This window comes from Hyphomicrobium sp. (genome assembly GCF_036833075.1).
In the GTDB taxonomy this organism is placed as follows: Bacteria; Pseudomonadota; Alphaproteobacteria; order Rhizobiales; family Hyphomicrobiaceae; genus Hyphomicrobium_C.
Genome location: NZ_DAITQL010000047.1, coordinates 12,697 through 34,383, shown reverse-complemented (window position 1 = coordinate 34,383; position 21,687 = coordinate 12,697). Strand labels below are relative to the sequence as shown.

18 protein-coding genes and 1 pseudogene are annotated in these 21,687 nt (G+C 67.8%); 16 read left to right on the top strand and 3 right to left on the bottom strand.

Annotation, left to right across the window (positions count from 1 at the left end):
• The 9 genes and pseudogenes from V7082_RS13960 to V7082_RS13920 form a co-directional block, all read left to right on the top strand.
• Nucleotides 1–383: pseudogene (locus V7082_RS13960) on the top strand (amidohydrolase family protein); the annotation flags it as partial.
• A 296-nt stretch (nt 384–679) separates the two neighbouring features.
• Entirely contained in the window at nt 680–1,597 is a 918-nt protein-coding gene (gene ygfZ, locus V7082_RS13955) for a CAF17-like 4Fe-4S cluster assembly/insertion protein YgfZ (RefSeq protein WP_334149518.1), read from the top strand.
• Nucleotides 1,584–2,201, top strand: a complete 618-nt coding sequence (locus V7082_RS13950) for a DNA-3-methyladenine glycosylase I (protein ID WP_334149516.1) — start codon at nt 1,584–1,586, stop codon at nt 2,199–2,201. The genes ygfZ and V7082_RS13950 overlap by 14 nt, the downstream gene beginning before the upstream one ends.
• A gap of 15 nt (nt 2,202–2,216) precedes the next feature.
• On the top strand, nt 2,217–2,849 hold the full coding sequence (locus V7082_RS13945) for an HD family hydrolase (protein WP_334149514.1): 633 nt from the start codon (nt 2,217–2,219) through the stop codon (nt 2,847–2,849).
• 142 nt (nt 2,850–2,991) lie between these two features.
• Nucleotides 2,992–4,035 carry an NUDIX hydrolase gene (locus tag V7082_RS13940; RefSeq protein ID WP_442909794.1) on the top strand — a complete coding sequence of 348 codons (1,044 nt, stop codon included), beginning with the start codon at nt 2,992–2,994 and terminating at the stop codon, nt 4,033–4,035.
• A 332-nt stretch (nt 4,036–4,367) separates the two neighbouring features.
• A complete protein-coding gene (gene nadA, locus V7082_RS13935; RefSeq protein WP_334149522.1) occupies nt 4,368–5,369 on the top strand; it encodes a quinolinate synthase NadA in 1,002 nt (333 codons plus the stop codon).
• Between the two features lie 72 nt (nt 5,370–5,441).
• Nucleotides 5,442–7,112, top strand: a complete 1,671-nt coding sequence (locus tag V7082_RS13930; RefSeq protein WP_334149510.1) for an L-aspartate oxidase — start codon at nt 5,442–5,444, stop codon at nt 7,110–7,112.
• Complete coding sequence (gene nadC / locus V7082_RS13925) at nt 7,109–7,990, top strand: carboxylating nicotinate-nucleotide diphosphorylase (protein WP_334149508.1); 882 nt, start codon at nt 7,109–7,111, stop codon at nt 7,988–7,990. Before V7082_RS13930 ends, nadC begins: the two co-directional genes overlap by 4 nt.
• A 116-nt stretch (nt 7,991–8,106) precedes the next feature.
• Nucleotides 8,107–8,337: a hypothetical protein gene (locus V7082_RS13920; RefSeq protein ID WP_334149506.1), complete on the top strand. Its 231-nt coding sequence runs from the start codon at nt 8,107–8,109 to the stop codon at nt 8,335–8,337.
• 303 nt (nt 8,338–8,640) lie between these two features.
• On the opposite strand, the gene ppdK is transcribed toward V7082_RS13920, so the two are convergent.
• On the bottom strand, nt 8,641–11,346 hold the full coding sequence (gene ppdK, locus V7082_RS13915; RefSeq protein WP_442909793.1) for a pyruvate, phosphate dikinase: 2,706 nt from the start codon (nt 11,344–11,346) through the stop codon (nt 8,641–8,643).
• 212 nt (nt 11,347–11,558) lie between these two features.
• Between ppdK and V7082_RS13910 the strand changes: the two genes are divergently transcribed.
• The 4 genes from V7082_RS13910 (at nt 11,559) to V7082_RS13895 (ending at nt 14,963) form a co-directional block, all read left to right on the top strand.
• The gene (locus tag V7082_RS13910; RefSeq protein WP_334149503.1) at nt 11,559–12,962 is read left to right on the top strand and encodes a M20/M25/M40 family metallo-hydrolase; all 1,404 of its coding nucleotides are present in this window, start codon (nt 11,559–11,561) and stop codon (nt 12,960–12,962) included.
• A 3-nt stretch (nt 12,963–12,965) separates the two neighbouring features.
• Nucleotides 12,966–13,715, top strand: a complete 750-nt coding sequence (locus tag V7082_RS13905) for a ribonuclease T2 family protein (protein WP_334149501.1) — start codon at nt 12,966–12,968, stop codon at nt 13,713–13,715.
• Between the two features lie 158 nt (nt 13,716–13,873).
• Nucleotides 13,874–14,374 (top strand): hypothetical protein, encoded by a 501-nt coding sequence (locus tag V7082_RS13900; RefSeq protein ID WP_334149500.1) that lies wholly within the window; start codon nt 13,874–13,876, stop codon nt 14,372–14,374.
• Between the two features lie 202 nt (nt 14,375–14,576).
• Complete coding sequence (locus V7082_RS13895; RefSeq protein WP_334149499.1) at nt 14,577–14,963, top strand: hypothetical protein; 387 nt, start codon at nt 14,577–14,579, stop codon at nt 14,961–14,963.
• A 561-nt stretch (nt 14,964–15,524) separates the two neighbouring features.
• Here the strand turns inward: V7082_RS13895 and V7082_RS13890 are convergent.
• Nucleotides 15,525–16,346 (bottom strand): TorF family putative porin, encoded by an 822-nt coding sequence (locus V7082_RS13890; protein ID WP_334149497.1) that lies wholly within the window; start codon nt 16,344–16,346, stop codon nt 15,525–15,527.
• Nucleotides 16,347–16,564: 218 nt separating this feature from the next.
• Entirely contained in the window at nt 16,565–17,338 is a 774-nt protein-coding gene (locus V7082_RS13885) for a TorF family putative porin (RefSeq protein WP_334149495.1), read from the bottom strand.
• A gap of 523 nt (nt 17,339–17,861) precedes the next feature.
• Here V7082_RS13885 and V7082_RS13880 point away from each other — a divergent pair.
• The 3 genes from V7082_RS13880 (at nt 17,862) to V7082_RS13870 (ending at nt 21,612) form a co-directional block, all read left to right on the top strand.
• A complete protein-coding gene (locus V7082_RS13880) occupies nt 17,862–18,614 on the top strand; it encodes an SDR family oxidoreductase (protein WP_334149493.1) in 753 nt (250 codons plus the stop codon).
• A gap of 326 nt (nt 18,615–18,940) precedes the next feature.
• Nucleotides 18,941–20,245, top strand: a complete 1,305-nt coding sequence (locus V7082_RS13875; RefSeq protein WP_334149491.1) for a hypothetical protein — start codon at nt 18,941–18,943, stop codon at nt 20,243–20,245.
• A gap of 8 nt (nt 20,246–20,253) precedes the next feature.
• On the top strand, nt 20,254–21,612 hold the full coding sequence (locus tag V7082_RS13870) for a hypothetical protein (protein ID WP_334149489.1): 1,359 nt from the start codon (nt 20,254–20,256) through the stop codon (nt 21,610–21,612).
• Nucleotides 21,613–21,687 lie beyond the last annotated feature (75 nt).

The window sequence follows — 21,687 nt, the reverse complement described above, 5'->3', positions numbered from 1 at the left end:
CCGACATGGGCATCATCATCTGCCCGTCGGCGGCGCTCAGCATGAAGCAGCTTCCGATGACGGCGCCGCTGCACAACTCGATCGCGCCGTTCGTCAAGCTGCGGGACGCGGGCGTGCGCACCTATCTCGGCGTCGACAACGTGCACGACCTCTTCATGCCGATGGTGGACGGCGACCTCTGGACGGAGTGCCGGATGCTGATGGAGACGTGCCGCTTCTACGATATCGATGCGGTGGCGGAGTGGGCCTGCCAGAAGCCGGTCGCGGCCAAGGTGCAGCCGAAAGCGAAGCCGGAGGCGGTGGCCCGGGTGGCTGCGGCGGCAGACGCGGGCGACAAGGAGCCGCCCACGAAGCGGGCGGCCGGCGGGCGTCGCGGGCGGTAATGCCGGTTTTTGACGGGTGGGACTTCGGGCTGCCCCCGCAAGCTGTATTGCTCGATCGGTCGGGCTTGATCCGATCCACGCGGCATGCTCGTTGAAGCTTGCGTGGATCCCGGCCGTTCATGCGGAGCATGGCTCCGCCATGATGCCAGGATGACGGTGCTATTCAGACGAGCGGCGCACTCAACGTCATGCCGGTCCCGGCCTTTGCCGGGACAGGCTACGACTGGCTCCACGCATGTTTGCAAGAGTGGGCGGGCTGAAGCTCGCGCGACGTGTGTTTCTGAGAGGCTATGGGAATGTCTGCTGCGCCGGTCCAGATAGCGGTGCTCGAGGATCGCGGTGTCGTGTCGGTTGCCGGCGCGGACGCGGAGAAGCTGCTCGGTGGGCTCATCACCAACGACATGGCGCTGCTCGACGCCGAGAGGCCCGGCGGGCCGCCGGCGCTCTATGCGGCGCTGCTCTCGCCGCAGGGCAAGATCCTGTTCGACTTTCTCGTCGTGCGCGCGGCGGGCGGCGTTCTGCTCGACGTGGCGCGGGATAGGGCCGGCGAGCTCGTCAAACGCCTCACCCTCTACAAGCTGCGGGCGGCCGTCGAGATCCGCGACCTCTCGGCGGAGTACGCGGTCGGCGTGCTCTGGGACACGGCGCCGGTCTCGACGGGGGCGATGGTCGGGGCGCATATCTTCGCCGATCCGCGCTTTTCTCCGCTGGGGCTGCGCGTTCTCGCGGACGTGCGATCCGTCGCGGAGGTCTTCGCGAGGACCGGCGCTGCGGCCGCGCCGCCCGAAGCCTATCACGCCCACCGTATCGGCCTCGGCGTGCCGGAGGGCGGAAAGGACTTCGCGTTCGGCGACGTGTTTCCGCACGAAGCCCTGCTCGACCAGTTGCACGGCGTTTCTTTCACGAAGGGCTGTTTCGTCGGGCAGGAGGTGGTTTCGCGCATGCAACACCGGGCGACGGTGCGCAAGCGCGTGGTGCCGGTCATCGGCGAGGTCCCGCTCCCGTCCGGGCCGTTGCCGGTTCTCTCGGGGGAGACGGAAATCGGGCGGCTCGGCTCCGTCGCCGGGGTGCGGGGACTGGCGCTGCTCCGGCTCGATCGGGTGGCCCAAGCGGCGCGGACGGGCGTGGCGCTCACCGCGGGCGGCGTGCCGCTCACCGTCGAGGTGCCGCCGTTTGCGACCTTCGACATCGGGGCTCCGCATGAAACCGCATGAAACCGTGAAGCTCGCGCGCTGTCCGTGGCCGGGGATCGATGATCCGCTTTATGCGCGCTATCACGACGAGGAATGGGGCGTGCCGCACGCCGACGAGCAGCGCCTGTTCGAGAAACTCGTGCTCGAAGGCTTTCAAGCCGGCCTCTCCTGGCTCGTCATCCTTCGCAAGCGTGACGGCTTCCGGCGCGCGTTCCACGACTTCGACCCGGGGCGCATTGCGCGCTACACGGAGAAGGACGTGGCGCGGCTCATGGCCGATACGGGAATCGTACGCAACCGTTTGAAGGTGGCGGCGACGATCGACAACGCCAAGGCGTATCTGGCGCTGCGGAAGACGCGGACGCTCGCCTCGTTCCTCTGGGAGCATGCAGGCGGCAAGCCGGTGATCAACCGCGCGGCGGCCACGAGCGACGTGGCGGCGTCGACCGACGTTTCCCGGCGCGTCTCCAAGGCGCTCAAGGGACAGGGCTTCCGGTTCGTCGGCCCGACGACGGTCCATGCGTTCATGCAGGCCACGGGCATGGTCAACGATCACCTCGTCGGCTGCCCGCGCCATGACGTGTGCGCTGGGCTGCAACGCGCGTTCGTTCCTCCAGAGGTCTAAACAAACCGAGCGCCCATGAGCAAATCCGCTCCGCCCTCCGATGCCGAAGCCCCGCCGCGGGCCTGGCAGCGCATGCTCTCGGGGCGCCGCCTCGACCTCCTGAACCCGGCGCCCGCCGATGTCGCGATCGAGGACATCGCGCACGGGCTTGCCCGCGTCGCCCGCTGGAACGGGCAAACGCGCGGCGCGCACGCGCTCTCGGTGGCGCAGCACGTGCTGCTGGTGGAGGAGATCGCCTTCGCGCTCAATCCGGACTGGCCGGACGCCTGGCGGCTCGCGGCCCTGCTCCACGACGCGCCGGAGTACGTCATCGGGGATTTGATCAGCCCATTCAAAACGGCAATCGGCCTCGATTACAAGGCATTCGAGATGAAGCTGCTCGAAGCCATTCATGTGCGTTTCGGTCTGCCACCACGCTTGCCGGATGAAATCAGCATGGAGATCAAACGTGCGGATCGAATCGCTGCTTTCTACGAAGCGACCGGTCTTGCGGGGTTTTCGCGGGACGAAGCGCTGATTTATTTCGGCACGCCTAGTGAAACCAATTTTACACTAATGCAACAACTGGTTGCGCTCGTTCCTTTGCCCGCTGCCGATGCGCAGCGGCTGTTTCTCAAACGTTTTTCGGCGCTCACGGCCATTCGCTGATCCCGGTTCAGAACCTATAAACTGCGTTTCCGTTTTTATTCCCGCTCAGGGGAATAAAATCTCACTCGAACTGGTTCCGAAAATCGCCATGATCGGTGTTTAGCCGGCAAAGCTTACAGGAGCTTGTGCCATGGTCGCAGATATGAAATTCAGGCGTCGGATTCACGACGTGGATTCAGACGTGGAGGCAGCTCACCACGTGGCAACGCGCAGCGAGCCAGCGGGCGTCGAGATCGGACTCAACGCCGCCATCGTCGCCGTCATCGACGACGAGCCGGTGGTGCTCGTGATCCGCGGCGACGGAGATGCCTCGGGCGTCGACGGCCTGCCGTTCGGCCCCTTCTCGCCGGTTGCGCACCGAACGCTCGAAAGCGGGCTTCGCACCTGGGTCGAGGAGCAGACGGGGCTCGGGCTCGGCTATGTCGAGCAGCTCTACACGTTCGGCGACCGAGGGCGGCACGCGGAGCCCGGCGACGACGAGCACGTCGTTTCGATCGGCTATCTCGCGCTCACGGAAACGGGGCACGCGCGGGGGCTCGCGCACGGCACATGGCGGAGCTGGTATCAGTATTTCCCGTGGGAGGACTGGCGGAAGGGTAAGCCCGATATCCTCGCAGCCGAGATCGAGCCGCGCCTCCGACAATGGGCGGCGGCGCCTCACTTGCGCTCGACGCCGGTGCGGCCGGTGCCGAAGGAGGATCGCATCCGCATCTGCTTCGGGCTCGATGGCGGCGCCTGGGACGAGGAAAAGGTGCTCGACCGCTTCGAGCTGCTCTACGAGGCCGGTCTCGTCGAGGAGGCGCGCCGCGACGGGCGCGAGGCCGCCTCGGCGTGGGGCACCGGCCTGCCGCGGCTCGGCGCGCCGATGATGTTCGATCACCGGCGCATTCTCGCGACCGCGATCGGGCGCGTGCGTGCGAAGATCAAATACCGCCCGGTCATCTTCGAGTTGATGCCCGACGACTTCACGCTCTTCGAGCTGCAGAAGACGGTGGAAGCGATCCTCGGGCCGCATCTGCACAAGCAGAACTTCCGGCGCCTGGTCGAGAGCGCGGGGCTGGTCGAGCCGACCGGCGACGTCAAGACACAGACGGGGGGGCGTCCCGCGAAGCTGTTCCGGTTCCGGCGCGAGGTCGTGCTCGAGCGTCCGGCGCCGGGCGTGCGCGTGAAGGCGGTGCGCGCTTGAGCGGTGCGCAGACGATGTATTCGCAGGCACGGCGCCGTCGTCGCCGCACTGCAAATTATTTTGCCATTGGCCTGGAAAACGGTCGGCGTCTCAATTAGATTTAGTTCACGCGAACAATGCTCGATCGGAGCATAATAGGGGGGAACCTTCACGGTTCCACGCGCGTAGGAGTGACTGGCCTAAGGCGGCCGGTATTTTTCAGGACCTTCATATACTCAAGTCGAGTATATGAGAGCTTGGAGGTGGCAATGGCGCTTGATTCGGCCCACTCGGTTCTCGCACGCGATTCTTCTGGAGATGCTTGTGCGCCGCTGGCCCGCACGACGGGGCGGATGACCCCGCCCTTTGCGTTCACGCCCGCACTCAAGCGCGAGCTCGCCCCGCTCTACGAGCGCGTGAAGGACGTCGTGACGCCGATGGAGTGGGTGCACTACGCACCCCTCGTCAAGGCGATCAACGAGCTCAAGGTCAAGCGTAACGCGGTCATCCTGGCGCACAACTACATGACGCCCGAGATCTTCCACTGCGTGGGCGATTTCCGCGGCGACAGCCTGCAGCTCGCGAAGGAGGCGTCCCGCACGGAGGCCGACGTGATCGTGCAGGCCGGCGTCCACTTCATGGCCGAGACATCGAAGCTGCTCAACCCGGACAAGACGGTGCTGATCCCGGATCCGCTCGCGGGCTGCTCGCTCGCGTCGTCGATCACGCCGGAGGACGTGCGCGCGCTGCGCGCCGCCTATCCGGGCGTACCGATCGTCACCTATGTCAACACGAGCGCGGCCGTGAAGGCCGAATGCGACATCACCTGCACCTCGTCGAATGCGGTGAAGATCGTCGAGAGCCTCGGCGCGCCGCGCGTGCTGCTGATCCCGGACGAATATCTCGCCAAGTACGTGCAGACCAAGACCAAGGTCGAGATCATCGCCTGGAAGGGGCACTGCGAGGTGCACGAGCGCTTCACGGGCGAGGAGATGGAGGCCATGCGCGCGGCCGAGCCCGGCCTCAAGATCATCGCGCATCCCGAATGCCCGCCGGATGTCATCTCGGCATCCGACTTCACGGGCTCGACAGCGGCCATGATCGACTGGGTGAAGACCAAGCGGCCGCCGAAGGTGGTGCTCGTCACAGAGTGCTCGATGGCCTCGAACGTCGCGGCGGAGGCGCCGGATGTCGAGTTCATCCGCCCGTGCAACCTGTGCCCGCACATGAAGCGGATCAGTCTCGAGAAGATCTACGAGGCGCTCCTCTACAATCGCTATGAAGTGACGGTGGACGCGGCCGTGGCCGCAAAGGCGCGCCGTGCCGTCGAGCGCATGGTCGAGGCTTCAGCCTGACGGGAGGCAAACGCGCGTTCGCGCGCAGCCGGTTCTCGCGGTCCCTCGAGGACGTTGTTGGGAGGTCCGCCCATGGACTTCGATCGCATCCGCCGCCTCGCCCGAGGCTTTGCCGACCCTGCCGAGGCGCGGGGGGCGGGCGATATCGTCATCGTCGGCGCGGGGCTTGCCGGGTTGTTCACGGCGCTGAGGCTTGCGCCTCTGCCGGTGACGGTGGTCGCCGCCGCGCCGCTCGGCGAAGGCGCGTCCAGCGTCTGGGCGCAGGGCGGCATTGCGGCAGCCGTCGGCGAGGGTGATACGCCGGAGCAGCATGCGGCGGACACGGTGGCGGCCGGAGGCGGCATCGTGGACCGGCGCGTCGCCGAGACGGTGGCCGAGGAGGCGCCGGCGCGTATCGCGGATCTCCTGCGCTACGGGGTGCCGTTCGACCGCGATCTCGCAGGGCATTACGTGCTCTCGCGCGAAGCTGCACATTCGAGAGCCCGCGTCGTGCGCGTGTCCGGTGACCGGGCGGGGGCAGCGATCATGCAGTCGCTCATCGCGGCCGTGAGACGCATGCCGTCGATCCGGGTGCTCGAAGGCTACGAGGCGCTCGATCTCATTCTCGAGCCGGGCTCGGGTGGCAGCGACCGCGTTTCCGGCCTCCGGCTCGTGCGCACGGAAGCGAGCGGCACTGGAACGTTCGACTTCATGCCGGCGCGTGCCGTGGTGCTCGCGACGGGCGGTGCGGGCGCGCTCTACGCCGTGACGACGAACCCAATCTACGCGCGGGGCGAGGCGCTTGCGTTCGCCGCGCGGGCGGGCGCCGTCATTGCGGACGCGGAGTTCGTACAGTTCCATCCGACCGCCATCGACGCGGGGATCGATCCGGCGCCGCTGGCCTCCGAGGCGCTGCGCGGAGAGGGGGCAACGCTGATCAACCGGGCCGGCGAACGGTTCATGCTCGCGTGCGATCCGGCGGGCGATCTTGCGGCGCGCGATGTCGTGGCGCGCGCCGTGTTCTCCGAGATCGCGGCCGGCCGCGGCGCGTTTCTCGACGGCCGTGCGGCGATCGGGGTGGATTTTCCGCAGGCGTTTCCGACCGTCTATGCGCTTTGCCGCGCCGCGGGCATCGACCCCGTGACGCAGCCGATCCCGGTTGCTCCGGCGGCGCACTACCATATGGGCGGCGTTGCCACCGATCTCTGCGGGCGGACCACGCTCGCGGGGCTCTGGGCCGTGGGCGAGGTGGCGTCGACGGGGCTGCACGGGGCCAACCGGCTGGCATCGAACTCGCTCTTGGAAGCCGTCGTGTTCGGTGCGCGGGTGGCGGACGACATCGGCCGCCTCGTCACGCCCAAGCCGGCGCATCCCGTCGCGAGGACCTACCGCACGGGGCCGGACCGGCCGCTCGACGGCGGTCGCCGCGCGCACCTCATCGGGCGGCTCCGGCGGACCATGAGCGAGCATGTCGGCGTGGTGCGCACCGGGACCGGCCTCGAGCGGGCGCTTGCGGTCGCGCGGGAGATCGGCAATGAGGCGGGCGACGACCGGGCGGTTGCCAACATGGCGCTTGCGGCCGAGATCATCGCCGGCTCGGCGCTGCTCCGGACGGAGAGCCGCGGCGCGCACTTCCGCTCGGATTTCCCGAAGACCGAGCCGGCGCTGCAGCATCGGAGCGCGGTGCTGTTGCGCGACATCCGCGCGATTGGCGCGCGCGGTCGGCCGGCCGCCGCCCGGTGCCGGGAGGAGCTTCACACGTGAGCGATGCGTCGTTGGAAGGCGGTCTGCCGCGCCTCATCGTGGCGCGGGCGGTGGAGCAGGCGCTGGCCGAGGATCTCGGCACGCGGGGCGATCTCACGACCGATGCCACGGTTTCCGCGCGCGCGACGGCGGCGGCGACGTTCGGCGCGCGCCGCGCGGGTGTGATCGCCGGGCTTGCGGTGGCCGCGGCGGCCTTCCATGCGATCGATCCGCGGGTCTCCTTCGCGCCGCGTGTGGCGGATGGGGAGCGCGTCGCGGCCGGCGCCGTCGTCGCGCGCGTCACGGGGCCCGCGCGGGCGCTCCTCACGGCGGAACGGGTGGCGCTCAACTTCCTCTGCCACATGAGCGGCATCGCGACACTGACACGCCGCTACGTCGATGCGGTCGCCGGCACGCGTGCGCGGATCGTCGATACGCGCAAGACGACGCCGGGGCTGCGTGCATTCGAGAAGTATGCCGTGCGTTGCGGTGGTGGCTTCAACCATCGCTCCGGGCTCTACGATGCCATCCTGATCAAGGACAATCACATCATCGCCGCCGGCGGCATCGAGCCCGCCATTGCCGCGGCGCGCGCGCACGCGGGGCACATGGTCAAGATCGAGGTCGAGGTCGGCACGCTTGACGAGCTTGCGGCCGCGCTCCGCCATCCGATCGATGCAGTGCTGCTCGACAACATGGATCTCCCGGTCTTGCGGCGGGCGGTGGAGATGGTCGGCGGGCGGGTGCTGGCGGAGGCCTCTGGAGGCGTCACGCTCGAGACCGTGCGCGAGATTGCGGAAACGGGCGTGGACCTCATCTCGGTCGGCGCGCTCACGCATTCAGCGCCGATTCTCGATCTCGGTCTCGACTTCGAATCCGCCGACACGCTCGCGTGTTAACCGCGACCGGCGCGCCCCTGGCCGTTTCTTCCAATTCGCGCTTGATTTTGCCTCACTTGGCGCACATGTCTCGGTGCGGAGCCGGCTCAGGGAATACGGAAGGGAAAAACGTTTCCATGATGACGGGAATCGTAATCTGGGGCCTTGCCGCGATCGTCGCCGCGGTGCTGGCCGGATTCGTCGCCGGCTGGAAGAACCGCGACTATTCGTTCTGGATGGCGTGGTGCTTCCTTTTTCCGCCGCTCGTCCTCTGGCTCATCCTCATGCCGCGGAAGCAGGGGACGCGTCCGCGCCGCCCCACGCTCGACGAGATCGACCGCGTCGAAGGCCGCGACCTCCCGCATTAGAGAGTTTCCGTTTCAGATGGAAACAGCGGTTCGACATGCGCAAGCCCGTCTGGACTCCGGCCCCCGGCCTTCGCCGGGGCAGGCTTCGCCGGAGTGACGTTGAGTTTACGTAGCCCGCCTGCATACAAATGACGTCATCCCGGCATCATGGCGGAGCCATGCTCCGCATGGACGGCCGGGATCCAGACACGCCAATTGCTCGCATGACCATGTTTCCACCTAAGTCGAAACGACTCTAGGCATTTGATATCCCGCTCTCAGCGTCGCCGGGTCGGCCGGCGGGCCTGGCGACGGCGGGCGGGATCAGAGCTTGGCGCGGATCGCGGCCTGGGCGGCGGCGAGACGCGCGATCGGCACGCGGAACGGCGAGCACGACACGTAATCAAACCCCAAGGCGTGAAAGAACGTGACGGATGCCGGGTCGCCGCCGTGCTCTCCGCAGATGCCGACCTTCAACGCAGGCTTTGCCTCGCGCCCGCGCGAGACACCGATACGCACCAGCTCGCCGACGCCCTCCTGGTCGATTGAGGCGAAGGGGTCGGCTTCGAACACGCCCTGCGTCGCATAGGCCGAGAGGATGGGCGCGGCATCGTCGCGGCTCAAGCCCAGCACCGTCTGCGTGAGATCGTTGGTGCCGAAGGAGAAGAAATCCGCGCCGTCTTCGCCGCTGGCCAGCTCGTCGCCCTTGATGCAGGCGCGGGGCAGCTCGATCATGGTGCCGAGCTTGTAGAACAGGTGCGCGCCGGTCTCTTTCTCCACGGTCTCGGCTGTCGCGCGGATGACGCCGGCCAGGATGTCGAACTCGCGCCGGTAGGCGACGAGCGGGATCATGATCTCCGGCTCCACCGCCGCTCCGAGACGCTTTCCGACCTCGATAGCGGCCTCGAAGATGGCGCGGGCCTGCATCTCGCAGATCTCGGGAAAGCGAATGGCGAGGCGGGAGCCGCGCAGGCCCAGCATGGGATTGAACTCGGACAATTCGCCGATGCGCGCCTTGAGCTTCTCGATCGGCATGGCGAGGGCAGCGGCGACGCTCTCGATCTCGCGCTCGTGGCGCGGCAGGAACTCGTGCAGTGGCGGGTCGAGCAGGCGGATCGTCACCGGAAGATCGCCCATGATCTCGAACAGCTCGGCGAAATCCGCGCGCTGGACCGGCAGGATCCTGGCGAGGGCCGCGCGACGGCCGGCCTCGGTCGCCGCGCAGATCATCTCGCGCATGGCGAGGATGCGGTCGGCGTCGAAGAACATATGCTCCGTGCGACAGAGGCCGATGCCTTGCGCGCCGAAAGCGCGCGCCTGACGGGCGTCCTTCGGCGTGTCGGCGTTGGCCCGCACGGCGAGGCTGTGCGTCGCGTCCGCCCACGCGACGAGGCGCGCGAAATCGCCCGAGAGCTGCGGCTGGCGCATGGGGACGGCGCCGGCGTAGACGCGGCCGGTCGCGCCGTCGATGGTGATGACGTCGCCGGCTTCGAGCGACCTCTGGCCGATACTCAGCGTGCCCGTCTTCTCGTTGATGCGGAGCGCGCCGGCGCCGGAGACGCACGGCACCCCCATGCCGCGCGCGACCACGGCCGCGTGGCTCGTCATGCCGCCGCGTGCGGTCAGGATTCCGGCGGAGGCGTGCATGCCGTGGATGTCCTCGGGGCTCGTTTCCGTGCGCACGAGGATGACGTCGTGGCCTTGCTGCTTCATGCGCTCCGCGTCATCGGAGGTGAACACGATCTCGCCGGTTGCGGCGCCGGGCGAGGCGGGGAGGCCGGCGGTCAGGAGCTCCTTCTCGGCCTCGGCGTCGATGGTCGGGTGCAGGAGCTGGGTGAAGCTCGACGGATCGACGCGCAACACGGCTTCCTCGCGCGTGATGACGCCTTCCTCCGCGAGATCGACGGCGATCTTGACGGCGGCCTCCGCCGTGCGCTTGCCGGAGCGCGTCTGCAGCATCCAGACCTTGCCGTCCTGGATCGTGAACTCGATGTCCTGCATGTCGCGATAGCGGCTCTCGAGCGCCGCGAAGATCTGCTTCAGCTCGGCGAAGGCCCGGGGCATCTCCTCCTCGAGCGAGGGGTTCGGGTCCTCGGCCTCGCGCCGCGCCTTGATCGTGAGCGGCTGGGGCGTGCGGATGCCGGCCACCACGTCCTCGCCCTGCGCGTTGACGAGATACTCACCGTAGATCTCGCGGGCGCCGGTCGAGGGATTGCGCGTGAAGGCGACGCCGGTCGCGGACGTGTTGCCCATGTTGCCGAACACCATCGCCTGCACGTTGACCGCGGTGCCCCAGGTGTCGGGGATCGCATGCAGGCGGCGGTAGGTGACCGCGCGCGCATTCTGCCACGAGCCGCACACGGCGCCGATGGCGCCCCAGAGCTGCCGGCCCGTATCCTGCGGGAAGGGCTCGCCGGCCGCGTCCTCGATCGCCTTCTTGTAAAGCGCGATGATCCTGCGCCATTCGTCGGCACCGAGCTCGGTGTCGTAGGACATTCCGTTGAGGTTCTTGAAGTTGTCGAGAATGTCCTCGAACACGGCATGATCGACGCCGAGCACGACGTCGCCGTACATCTGGATGAAGCGGCGGTAGCTGTCGTAGGCGAAACGGTCGTTGCCCGACCGGCGCGCAAGGCCGAGCACGGTCCGGTCGTTGAGGCCAAGGTTCAGGATCGTGTCCATCATGCCGGGCATGGAGGCGCGGCTGCCGGAGCGCACGGCGACGAGGAGCGGGTTGTCCTCGCTGCCGAACTCGGTGCCGGTCTCGCGGCCGATGCGGGCCAGCGCGTCCTCGACCTCCCGGTCGAGGCTCGCCGGCAGGCGCCGGCCGTTGCGGTAGTAGAGGACGCAGACCTCGGTGGTGATGGTGAAGCCCGGGGGGACGGGCAACCCGAGGCTCGCCATCTCGGCGAGGTTGGCCCCTTTGCCGCCGAGCAGGTTCGTCATGCCGGCCCCGCCCTCGGCCTCGCCGGCGGCGAAATAGTAGACGCACTTGGGCGCCGCGTCGCGGGGGGGCTCCGTCACTGCCATTGGCCTCTTGAAGTTCGTGACACGTTCGTGCCCGCGGCCGGGTGGAACGCCGTTCCATGCCGGATGGGGCACCGGGTGGCCGCCCGTCCCGGGATGCCGGGCCGATGCCGGCGCGGGACTCTCGCACAAGGCATGCCCCTGCGCCAACACTCCCTTTGACTGTGCCCGGCGCCTCGCGCACTCTCCCAGTCTCTCGTTCAAACAGGGTTTCCATGACGGATCAGGTTTCGAAGGTTCTCGAGCGGCTGGACCGCAATTTCGAGGCGGGTCTCGAGCGGCTCTTCGCACTCTTGCGGATCGAAAGCATCTCGACCGATCCCGCCTACAAGGGCGAATGCCGCAAGGCGGCCGACTGGTGCGCGGCCGAGCTCACCGAGGCCGGGATCGCCGCCTCCGTGCGTCCGACGACGGGCCATCCGATCGTCGTCGGGCACGACCGGCCGAAGGTCGCCAAGGGCACGCCGCACGTGCTGTTCTACGGGCATTACGACGTGCAGCCGCCGGACCCGCTCGCGCTCTGGACGAAGCCGCCGTTCGAGCCCCGCATCGCCACCGACAAGGCGAACGGAAAAGTCATCGTGGCGCGCGGGGCCGAGGACAACAAGGGCCAGCTCATGACCTTCCTCGAGGCGGCGCGCGCCTACAAGGAGGTCGTGGGGTCGCTTCCGGTCGCCGTGTCGGCGATGATCGAGGGCGAGGAGGAGTGCGGGTCGCCGTCGCTGCCGGGGTTCCTCAAGAAGAGCGGGCGCGAGATCACGGCCGATCTCGTGCTCGTCTGCGACACCGGGCAGTGGGATAAGGATACGCCGGCCATCACCACCATGCTGCGCGGGCTCGCGGGCATCGAGGTGATCGTCAAAGGGCCGTCGCGCGATCTGCACTCGGGCATCTACGGCGGGCCGGCGATGAACCCGATCCGCGCCCTCGTCGGCGTGCTCGGCAGGATGCACGACGACAAGGGGCGCATCCGCATTCCGGGATTCTACGACGGCGTCACGAAGCCCTCGAAGGCGCAGCTCAAGCAGTGGCAGGCGCTGGGGCTCGATGCCAGCATGCTGCTTGGCCCGGTCGGCCTTTCGCAGCCGGCGGGAGAGGCGTCCTTCTCGCTGATCGAGCAGCTCTGGTCGCGGCCGACGCTCGAGTTCAACGGCATCACGGGCGGCTATCAGGGGGCGGGGTCCAAGACCGTCATCCCGGCGCAGGCGTCCGTCAAGATCACCTGCCGGCTGGTGCCGGGGCAGGATCCCGAGCATGTGCTCGATGCCGTGCGCGCGTTCGTTCTCGACAACCTTCCCGAGGATTGCACGGCGGAGTTCATCGGCGGGCACGGCAGCGCGGCGATCGGTTTCGACACCTCGGCGCCGGCGATGCAGGCGGCTGCGGCGGCGCTCGAAGCGGAGTGGGGCGCGAAGTGCGTGCTCATGGGCTGCGGCGCGTCGATCCCGATCGTGACATCGTTCAAGTCCGCGCTCGGCATGGACAGCCTCCTGATCGGCTTCGGCGTCGAGGACGACCGTATCCATTCGCCGAACGAGAAATACAACCTGAAGAGCTTCAGGAAGGGCGCCCGAAGCTGGGTGCGGATCCTCGATGCGCTGGCGCGGCAGGCGTCCTGAACGATGCGCGCGCCTCCCAAACTCACCCTGCCGGGCCTCCTTGCGCTGATCGCGATCGCGGCCCTGCTCATGTACTTCGAGAACAAGGAGGGCGGCGCGCCTCAGCCGCAATCCAGCGGGCCATCGGCGACGTCGCAGACGACGGCCGCGCGGCCGGACAGCGGTACGGGCGCGTTCGACTACTATTCGCTGGTGCTGTCGTGGAGTCCGACGCACTGCGATACGCCCGAAGGGCGGGACGATCACTCGCAATGCGCGCCGCGCAACGGGCGACGCTACGCGTTCATCCTGCATGGTCTCTGGCCGCAGTATGCGCGCGGCTATCCGGAGAATTGTCCGGCGCGCTCGAGCTGGGTGCCGCAGCCGGTGGTCGACGGCATGCTGGACGTCATGCCCAGCAAGGGGCTCGTCATCCACGAGTACCGCAAGCACGGCACCTGCTCGGGACTTTCTCCCGAGGACTATTACCGCAAGGCGCGGCGGCTCTACGAGAGCCTGACCATTCCGGCGCGCTTTCGGAGCCCCACGGCGGCGCAGTTCCTCGATCCCAAGGAGGTCGTCGCCGCGTTCGTCGCCGCCAATCCCGGGCTTAAGCCCGACATGATCGCCGTCACGTGCGGCGGGCCGGGCAGCCGGCTCCGCGACGTGCGCATCTGCTTCTCGAGGGCGGGCGAGCCGCGCGCCTGCGGGCCGAACGAGGCGCAGGACCGGCTCTGCCGCAGCACGCGCATGCACGTGCCGCCGGTGCGATAGGTGCTCTGCCGGAGCATTGCTGTAATCGGATCACGCGCATTTGTGGATAATTTCACGGTGCCGCGCGGCTGCCGCATTCGGGCTTGTCGCCGAGCGCTCCTCCCCGCAAGCTTCGAATCGTGATGCGTTTGGTTTTCGCAATGCGAGGCTGGACGCATATGCAGGGACTCGCCAACGAACGCGGCTTCAGGCCGCTTCTCGACGATGGTTTCCGCGGCGCGCGGGGCCGCGCTTCCGCCGGCGCCGCGCGGGCGATACGGCCGGCCCCGGCGGACCGCCGCAAGCTCAGCGCGACCAGGGATGCGCTCGATGGGCTGGGCGGGCTCGGCTGGAGCGTGCTCGGGTTCGTCGGCGGCGCCGTGTTCTGGCATTTCGTCGGCTTCTGGGGCTTTCTGTCCGACGTCGTCCTCACCGAAGCGCCGCTGTCGCATGCGCGGCAGGCCGGCTTTCATGCTCCGCCGCCCGCGGTGCGGCCGCACTGGCTCCAGGTTGCGGACGCGTCACCGCCGCCGTGCACGCGGATATCGCGCGACCGGCGCACGGGCGCTACGCGCGCGGGACCCTGTGACGGCGATCCCGCGACGCTGCCTGCGGATCCGTTCCAGGGCCGCGAGGATCGCATGCCCGCCGACACGGCGCCGGTCGTTCGCGATGACTGATCGCACGGGTGGGAAGCAGCTTTTTCACCGCGTGTGGCAACGCGTGCAAGACGCTTTTCAAACAATATGTTCTAGATATGGGTGCAAGCAGGGTATAAAGATCTGCCCACCGCCTGCCTGAAAACTGCCCTCAAAGGAGACTACCAGCACACGGTCTTTGGGCTCATGATCGTACGTGCGGCATCTCGTGGAGTCTGTGATTATGAACGTTGCGGCCGGACAGAGCTGGACCTACCGCGCCCCGAAAGGCTTCGAGGCCTCCAGGCTGCTGATCGGTGCCGTCGCAACGTTCGGCGGCAATCGGAACATCGTGTGCTGCGCTGCGATCCATGCGCCGCGGCGTCATGCGGACGGCCGCCTCGACACGATCACCATTCCGTTCCTGCCGATGACGGATGCCGCGTTCTGCGCGAGCGTGGTCGCGCTTTGCGACGACGCGGCGGAGCTGCCGCAGAACTTCGTCGAGAAGCTCTCCGAGTGGTCCAACGATCCCAAGGGGCAGATCGCGTTCACGGTTCCCTTCGAGGGCTTTCTGGACCAGATGATCGCCAGCCAGATGGCGGAGATCGCCGGGCGCTCGGCGGCTTAAAGTTGCTTGCGGGCCGCGTGCCGGACGCCGATCCTTGCGTCGTGGCCGCCATGCATGGCGTCAGCCGGGCCGAGGATGGAAATCCCGCATAAAGCTCCTGTCGCAACAGATCTTTTGCATCGCCGGCTGCTCTTCCGCCGCATGTTTGCGTGTCAGCCTGACTTGCGCAGGCGCGAGGGGATCCGCAACCAACGAGGCCAGCCTTGCCTTCGTTCGCCGGCTGCGGGGTGCGCCGGCGACAGGGGCGAGACTGGCCTCTCTTACCGCCGCCGGCCTTCAGCCGGCCGGGCGGCCGCGAGACGGACGCGCGATGACGAGGGCGAGATGCGCGCGCCCCTCTTCTGGTCCTCTCGAGCGGGCCGGCTGAGCAGGCCGTCCGCACGCCCTTACGAGGGGAGGGGCGAGAGGATCAGTCCGGAATTCATCTGGAGGCAGCGTAGCGGCGCTCGGTGACAGCGCGATGACGCGTTCGCGACGGCCGTGTGTCGGCGCGCCGACGGGATGCGCGCCGCACCCGGGCCGGTGTGGCGGCCCGGCCCATCCCAGGGGACAGCCGGCGTTTCAGGGCAGGGTCACCTTGGCGGTGAAGACGAAGCGCTCGTCGCAAAGATCCGCGCTCGTGCAGAGGCCGCCGCCACCCGGCACGACGTCGATGTCGCTATCCCAGTAGCGGAAGTCGAACGTGAACTTCTCGACCGAGAGCGCCAGGCCCGCGTTCCAATACTGATAGTCCTCGGTGCGGGTGCCGCCGGGGGAGAAGCCGTCGTTCCGGTCGCCGTAGACGGTGCCCAAGGTGCCGCTGATCGAGGGGGCGAAAATGCCGATCTGCGGCAGCGCGTAGGAGGCGACGCTTTCGAGCGTGAATACCTCCCCGACCTCGCCGCCGTATTCCGGTGACCAGTAGAGGGTCGTGCCGCTGGTCAGGCCCCTGATCCAGGGCGACTCCATGCTGTAGCCGGCCTTCAGCTCGACGAAGTCGAGCTCGGCGCCGGAATCGTTGGCCGCAGGGTAAGCGTAATAGAGGACGCCGAAATCGAACGTGATCGGACCCCAGAACCGACCGGGCCCAATGGTGGGCCTGAAGCCGGCGTAGAGGTCGATCTCGGCATTGGGCGAGCCGGGGCCGAAATCGACATTCGAAGCCCAGATGCCGGCATAGAAGATGCCGTAGGTCAGATCGACGGAGCCCTGTGCGGCCGGATCCTCCAGGGTCTGCGAAATGCCGCGGAAAACGTAATCGCTGGTGGCGCCGAGCGTGACGGAGAAATCCAGCTTGCGCCCTTCGGACATCGCGCCGTAGTCGTCGGCGCGGGCGAGATCCGCGAAGCCTACAAGCGCTGCGCCGGCCATGAGCGTGCGCACCGTTTGTCCGAGAGACGCCATTGGTTACTTCCTTACGCCAACCGTGCCCGCTCCCTTACCCGGGGCAGGCGCTTTCCTCTCCGCAGAAAAGCCCAGAGAGGGTGAGCGAACAAGGGCAAAGGGGGGATGTCCCCAATGTCCCCCGCGGCTTGTGTCTCCGGCGCAACGCACACGAGACGCCCAAAAGAAACGGGACCCGCGAGGGGTCCCGTTCGATCCGTGACGGATGCGTGGTCCGATCAGGGCAGCGTGATGCTGGCCGTGAAGACGAAGCGCTCGTCGCTGAGGTTGTTGCCGCTGGTGGGGTGGAGGGTGTCCACGTCGGTATCCCAATAGCGGAAGTCGAACGTGAACTTTTCGACCCCAAGCGCGAGACCAGCGTTCCAATACGTGTAATCATAATCGAAATCTTGGTTGTCGACATGACCGACAGCGCCGCTGATGCGCGGCTCGAAGATCCAGACCTTGGCGGGCACCGCATAGGAGAGCAAGCCCTCGTAAACGAAATACTCGCCGTTGTTGAACTGAGCCTCGGGGCTCCAGAACAGGTTGGCGGTGGCCGTCAGCTTCGGCAGGATTTCGCCGCTCACGCCAGCCTTGAGCTCGAAGACGTTCTCATCGCCAGTCAAAGGTCCCCAAGCGCGGCTTCCCTTGCTCGTGCTCGAGCCTGGATAGAAATAATAAAGGACACCGAAGTCGAAGGTTGCGGGGCCCCACACCGGCCTGATGCCACCGTAGAAATCGATCTCGGCGGCCGAGCCACCGACGAAATCGCTATCAACGTTGGACCCCCAGATGCCGGCATACAGGATGCCGTAGGTCGCATCGACGCCGAGCTGGGCCGCCGGGCCCTCGTCAGTCTGGCTCACACCGCGGAAGATGTAGTCGCTGGTACCGGTTGCGGTGGCCGAGAAAGAGAACTCCCGATCCTCGGCGAGGGCGGGGGATGCGAGGCAACCGAGGACGGCGGCAGAAGCCACCAGGCTGCGCGCCTTGCGTAGGCTGTCGTACATAAGAATGATCTCCCAGACCTGCTCGGGGACGGCGCACAGTTCCCGGCAACGTGTTCAAGAATCCAATAACGACAGGTAACCAAGTTGGAGGGTCTCAAACAAGCGATAAGCGCTCATTCCCATGTGTTTCACGGGATCTGTGGCGGAGCTGCAACGAGGTGTGATCAATATTTATGCGGTGCTCCCAGCAAACGGGCAAATCATCAAGGATTTGGCAACAATCGTTGAAAACCAAAACGGGTCTGACCCCTATATTCCGTTCGGATTGTTACCTAGGTATAGACTAGCCTGGCGACGGGACCTTTCGAGGTTCCTCTCCCAATGCCGGGAATCGAAGGCCAACGTGCCGTAGCCAACCGTGAGTCCCGCGGGATGCGGGAGTCGAAGGCTGAGGGACCGGATATAAGCGTGAGGCCAGCATCGGATGCTTCGCCGTCCGCTCTGTCTTTGCGTGCCCGCGTCGGCAAGTTCCGCTAAGTGAGGAACCCCGGCGCACGGCCGCCGCCGTTCACAGGATCTCCCCATGCCGACCGACGGCGTCTCGCCCCCGATCGTCCTCATCACCGGAAGCGCGCGGCGTATCGGGCGGGCGATCGCGCTCGATCTCGCGCGCGCCGGATGGCAGGTCTGCGTGCATTACCGCCGGTCCGCCGAGGAGGCGGCCAGGCTCGTCTCGGAGATCCGCAGCCTCGGGGGGACGGCGGCGGCGGTGGCCGGCGATCTCGCCTCGGCGGGCGATGTCGCCCGCCTCATTCCCGACTGCCGTGCCGCGCTCGGGGCGCCCGTCTGCCTGATCAACAACGCGTCCGAGTTCCAGGTGGACACCGTGGCGACCACGACGCCGGACACCTGGGATACGCACCTCGACATCAACCTCAAGGCGCCCGTCTTCCTGGCGCAGTCGCTGTTCCTGAACCTGCCGGAGGGGGGCTTCGGCAACGTGATCAACATCATCGATCAGCGCGTGTGGAAGCTGACGCCGGACTTCTTCTCCTACACGATCTCGAAGGCCGGCCTCTGGACGGCCACGCGCACGCTCGCCCAGGCGCTGGCGCCGCGCGTTCGCGTCAATGCCATCGGGCCGGGGCCGGTGCTCAAGAGCATTCACCAGACGGACGCCGAGTTCGCGCGCGAAGCCCATGCGACCCTGCTCGGGCGGGGGCCGAGCCCGGAGGAGATCGCGGCCGCGGTGCGGTTCATCCTCGCCTCGCCATCGCTCACGGGACAGATGATCGCGCTCGACGGCGGCCAGCATCTGACGTGGGCGGGGGGATGAGCGCGGGCGGCCAACGCGCGATGGTGCCACAATTCCTCCCCCTCATCCTCCCACTGATGCCCCAAACTTGGGCCACGGGTAGGTTGGGGGTCGGGTCGGAGGTTCGGGAGTAAACCAGCTCTTAAGCTTAAGACGTTAGACCCATCATTCGGTTTGTTGGGCGCCAACCCACGTTGAATTTCCAGATCCGGGGCGTGACGGCCGCTACTTCGATCATCGCGCATCGAGAGCAGGTCACGCCTTTGGCGCCGCGTAGAAGATTGGGGTGTCCCATGGCCTGCCGATTAGGGTCCTCGCGTTCCGGTATTGCCGTTTGCGCGTCTCTCGTGCTGATCCCTGCCGCGGCGGAGGCGGCCGAGCTGCCGCCGATCCGGACGGATGGCTCGAACCGCGTGGCCGAATGTGCGAGCCCCGGCCGGCTGACGCTCTACCTCAAGCAGCGGAACCCGAAGCTCAACCCCCGCTACGAGGGCCTGGCCGGCGAATACATGCGCCATGGCGAAGCGCTGCACGTGCGCTGGGACTATGCCTTCTTCCAGATGCTGCTGGAGACGGGCTCCCTGACCTACGGCGGCGACGTCAAAGCCGATCAGAACAATTTCGCGGGCCTCGGCGCGACCGGAAAAGGCGCGTCCGGCGAGCGCTTCAAGGACATCTCGACGGGCGCGCGCGCGCATATCGAGCATCTCGTGATGTACTCCGGCGAGCGGGTCGAGAACCCCGTCGCCGAGCGCACCCGCAACGTCCAGGAGTGGGGCGTGCTCACGAAGTGGCAGAGGAGCCTCGGCGACTCCATCACGTTCAGCCAGCTCGCCAAGAAATGGGCGCCGGGGAGCCGGCGCTATGCGGCCGATGTCGAGGCCATCGCCGTGCGGTTCTTCGAGGGCGTCTGCCGGGAGCCCGATCCCCAGCCCGAGCTGATGGCGGCGCTCGGAGATACGCCGGCGCGGACCCGCAAGGCCGATGCGGCCGCCCGCGTCGATGCGGCTCTCAAGGCGTCGGAGCAGACCGCCGGGGCCCGGGTCGATCCGCTGCCGACGGCGGAGAGCGCCGCGGCGGCGTCCAAGGCGAAGCCCGCCGGTGCGGCGGAGGAGACGCTGCCGGTCAAGGGCGCGGCGGCGGTTGCGGCCGCGGTCGCGACGCCTCCTACCTCGGAGACGAAGGACAAGACGACCGCCACGGCGAGCGCGACGCCTGCGGTGAAGGTCATCAATGCGGCGCCGACGACCGACGTTCCGGTCACGCCGGCGGCCCAGGCGTCCGGCAAGGCCATCGAGGTGGCCGCGCTCCCGGGCACGCTCAATAGCACGGGTGAGACCAAGGCGGCGGGCAAGTCCGAGCAGAAGCCCGAGAAGAAATCGGACAAGAAGCCTGACAAGAAAGAGGCTGCCGCAGCCGCCGGCAAGTGCCGCGTCTGGACGGCGAGCTATGGCGGCTCGAAAGCCATCATCATCAAGGCCGTCTCCGACAAGACGACGAACTACACCGTGCTCGACGTGAACGAGGGCACCGAGAAGCGCGAGGCCGAGGCGTACATCAACGCCTATGCCAAGGGCGGACAGTCGGTCGGCGAGTTCGGGAGCCAGACGCAGGCGCTCGAAAAGGCGTTCGAGCTGTGTCCCGAGGGCTGAGCGGGATGATGGCGGCTCCCCTGCACATCATGACGGCTATTCGTTCGCGCCGCGCGCGTCCGCTGCGGTGCGCGGCCGGGCTTGCGGCCGTCCTCGCCGTCGCGGGCGGCGCCGCACATGCCGCCGCGCCGACGCTCCCCGAGATCCGGCTCTCCGCAAAGAACGGCGTGCCCCAATGCGTGACGCCCGACCGGCTGATGGCGTTCCTCAAGCAGCGCAACGGCAAGCTCGACCCGCGCTTCCGCAACATCGCCTCCTTCTACAGGCAGCACGGCGAGGCGTGGGCGGTGCGCTGGGACTACGCCTTCTTCCAGATGGCGATCGAGACCAACTTCCTCACCTATCGCGCGCCGAGCGGCCGCATGGGCGACGTCGATCCGCGGCAGAACAACTTCGCCGGCATCGGCACGACCGGCGGCGGCGTGCCAGGCGACAGCTTCCCGGACGTCTCGACCGGCGTCCTCGGGCAGATCCAGCACCTCGTCGTCTATTCGGGCGAGCCCGTTGCCGAGCCCGTCGCGCCGCGCACGCGTCTCAAGCAGGACCACATCCTCGCCAAGTCGCATGAGCTCAAGCGGCCGGTGCGCTTTTCCGACCTCGCGGGACGCTGGGCCGCGGATCGCAAATATGCCGGCTCCATCGAATGGGTCGCGACGCGGTTCCGCGCCGAGTACTGCGCGGGGCGCGCCGGTCAGGCAGCGGAGGTGCTGCCGTGGCAGGGCGCGGGCTCCCGGCCGTCGGCGGGGGCGGCGCTTGCCGCGCCCGTCAAGGCCGTCTCGAGCTGGGAGCAGGAGGCGCCCGGTCCGAAGCCTCAAAAGGCGAAGGCCCCGCCGCCAGCGAAGATGACGGCTCCCAAACCGGCCCGCGCGGCTGCTCAGCCGGTTCCCGTTCCTGCCGCTCCGATGGCGACCGCGCCTGCAGCCGACGAGCCGGCACCGTTCCGTCTGTTCGCCCCGCCGGCCGGACTGGCGGAGGCAAGGATCGAAAGCGCGCCGCGGGCTGCGAGCGCGGCGGACGAGGCGCCCGGGCCGGCGGGTGCGGCGCCTGGCGCGGTCTCCGGCAAGACGGTCGCCGGTTTCATGATCGGCGGCGTGGGCAAGCCCGACTATCCGCCGCCGTCGGGGCTCGGCGTGAAACCGGGCCGTTGCGTCATCGAGACGGCCCGCTACGGCGGCGAGACGACGGTGCTCGTCAAGGCGCCGGAAGGCCCGGACGTGCACTACGTCGCGCTTTCGGTGCTCGACGGGTTCGAGGCCAGCATGACGCAGACGTTTCTCGATTCGCGCCCGGAAGGCGGCGAGGTGCTCGGCACCTTCGTCTCGCGCGACCACGCGATGGCCCGGGCCCGCGCGCTCTGCCCGGACTAGGATATTTCCCACTTGGATCGAAGCAGTGCAGTGCCCCCTCACCCTGTCCCTCTCCCCAGAGGGGAGAGGGGACGC

Excerpts from the sequence above, each read along its gene's own strand:
- V7082_RS13920 (WP_334149506.1), top strand. The coding sequence starts at position 8,107 with ATGATGACGGGAATCGTAATCTGGGGCCTTGCCGCGATCGTCGCCGCG.
- V7082_RS13895 (WP_334149499.1), top strand. The coding sequence starts at position 14,577 with ATGAACGTTGCGGCCGGACAGAGCTGGACCTACCGCGCCCCGAAAGGC.
- V7082_RS13930 (WP_334149510.1), top strand. The coding sequence starts at position 5,442 with ATGGACTTCGATCGCATCCGCCGCCTCGCCCGAGGCTTTGCCGACCCT.
- V7082_RS13885 (WP_334149495.1), bottom strand. The coding sequence starts at position 17,338 with ATGTACGACAGCCTACGCAAGGCGCGCAGCCTGGTGGCTTCTGCCGCC.
- V7082_RS13940 (WP_442909794.1), top strand. The coding sequence starts at position 2,992 with ATGAAATTCAGGCGTCGGATTCACGACGTGGATTCAGACGTGGAGGCA.
- V7082_RS13900 (WP_334149500.1), top strand. The coding sequence starts at position 13,874 with ATGCAGGGACTCGCCAACGAACGCGGCTTCAGGCCGCTTCTCGACGAT.
- nadA (WP_334149522.1), top strand. The coding sequence starts at position 4,368 with ATGACCCCGCCCTTTGCGTTCACGCCCGCACTCAAGCGCGAGCTCGCC.
- ygfZ (WP_334149518.1), top strand. The coding sequence starts at position 680 with ATGTCTGCTGCGCCGGTCCAGATAGCGGTGCTCGAGGATCGCGGTGTC.
- V7082_RS13870 (WP_334149489.1), top strand. The coding sequence starts at position 20,254 with ATGGCGGCTCCCCTGCACATCATGACGGCTATTCGTTCGCGCCGCGCG.
- ppdK (WP_442909793.1), bottom strand. The coding sequence starts at position 11,346 with ATGGCAGTGACGGAGCCCCCCCGCGACGCGGCGCCCAAGTGCGTCTAC.
- V7082_RS13905 (WP_334149501.1), top strand. The coding sequence starts at position 12,966 with ATGCGCGCGCCTCCCAAACTCACCCTGCCGGGCCTCCTTGCGCTGATC.
- V7082_RS13950 (WP_334149516.1), top strand. The coding sequence starts at position 1,584 with ATGAAACCGCATGAAACCGTGAAGCTCGCGCGCTGTCCGTGGCCGGGG.
- V7082_RS13910 (WP_334149503.1), top strand. The coding sequence starts at position 11,559 with ATGACGGATCAGGTTTCGAAGGTTCTCGAGCGGCTGGACCGCAATTTC.
- V7082_RS13880 (WP_334149493.1), top strand. The coding sequence starts at position 17,862 with ATGCCGACCGACGGCGTCTCGCCCCCGATCGTCCTCATCACCGGAAGC.
- V7082_RS13945 (WP_334149514.1), top strand. The coding sequence starts at position 2,217 with ATGAGCAAATCCGCTCCGCCCTCCGATGCCGAAGCCCCGCCGCGGGCC.
- V7082_RS13890 (WP_334149497.1), bottom strand. The coding sequence starts at position 16,346 with ATGGCGTCTCTCGGACAAACGGTGCGCACGCTCATGGCCGGCGCAGCG.